Here is a 1,261-nt window from a genome sequence, read left to right as displayed (position 1 = left end):
TTTTCTGGGGCATGTTCTCGGTCTCGCCGATGAGCTTCAACGGCCTGCCCTGCCTGCTCTCCATCACCCGCGACGTGACCGAGGCCAAGGCCGCCCAGGCTGAACTGGCCAGCCATCGCGACCGCCTCGAACAACTCGTTGCCGAGCGCACGGCCGAACTCTCGCGCGCCAAGGAAGCCGCCGAAGCGGCGAGCATCGCGAAAAGCGCTTTTCTGGCCAATATGAGCCACGAAATCCGGACGCCGCTCAACGCCGTCACCGGCATGGCGCATCTGATCCGGCGCGGCGGGCTGAGCCCGGCGCAAAGTACCCAGCTCGACAAACTGGAAAATGCCGGCCAACACTTGCTTGGCATCATCAACGCCATTCTCGAACTGTCGAAGATCGAGGCCGGAAAACTCGTTCTCGCCGAAACCCCCCTGCACATCGGGCAGATTCTCGATAACGTCCTGACCATGCTGCAAAGCACCGCCCAGGCCAAGCATCTCAATCTGACCAGTGAAACCGATGAGCTGCCGCCCAATCTGCTCGGCGACCCCATTGCGCTGCAACAGGCTCTGCTCAACTACGCCGCCAATGCCGTCAAATTTACCGATGCCGGCAAGGTCATCCTGCGTGTCCGGCAATTCGCTGACGAAGCGGATGCCATCGCGCTGCGCTTCGAGGTCGAAGACAGCGGCGTCGGCATCCCGGCGGAAGCGATGCCCAGATTGTTTGCCGCGTTTGAACAGGCCGACAACACACTGAGCCGCAAATACGGCGGTACCGGCCTCGGGCTGGCGATTACCCGCAAGCTGGCCGAGCACATGGGAGGCACGGCGGGAGCGAGCAGCACGCCAGGAAAAGGCAGCATTTTCTGGTTCACCGTACGGCTGAAAAAAGGCAGCCAGCCGCTTGCGACTATCCCGAACGTCACCCCGAGCCATCCCGAAACCCGGCTGGCGCAGGAATTCCCGGGACGCCGCATCCTGCTCGTCGAGGACGAGCCGATTAACCGCGAAATTGCCGAGCAGCTTCTGGCCGAGGCCGGACTGTGCGTCGAGACGGCCAACGACGGCGAACAGGCGGTCAATCTGGTTCGCCGCAACGATTACGACCTGATTCTTATGGATGTCCAGATGCCGAATCTGGACGGGCTAGCGGCCACCCGGCTGATTCGCGCCCTGCCCAAGGCCCGCCAAGTGCCGGTCATCGCCATGACGGCCAATGCCTATGCCGAGGATCGCGCCCTTTGCCTGGCTGCCGGCATGGACGACTTCAT

1 protein-coding gene is annotated in these 1,261 nt (G+C 62.6%); it reads left to right on the top strand.

Going from position 1 to position 1,261, the window contains the following annotated elements; genetic code table 11:
- The coding region (locus ADADOO_RS07550) for an ATP-binding protein (RefSeq protein WP_511276395.1) at positions 1–1,261 on the top strand (1,261 nt) is incomplete at both ends.

Source organism: Azonexus sp. (assembly GCF_036170495.1).
GTDB lineage: Bacteria > Pseudomonadota > Gammaproteobacteria > Burkholderiales > Rhodocyclaceae > Azonexus.
Note: the sequence above shows the minus strand (reverse complement) of the source record. Positions and strands in the feature narration are given on the sequence as shown.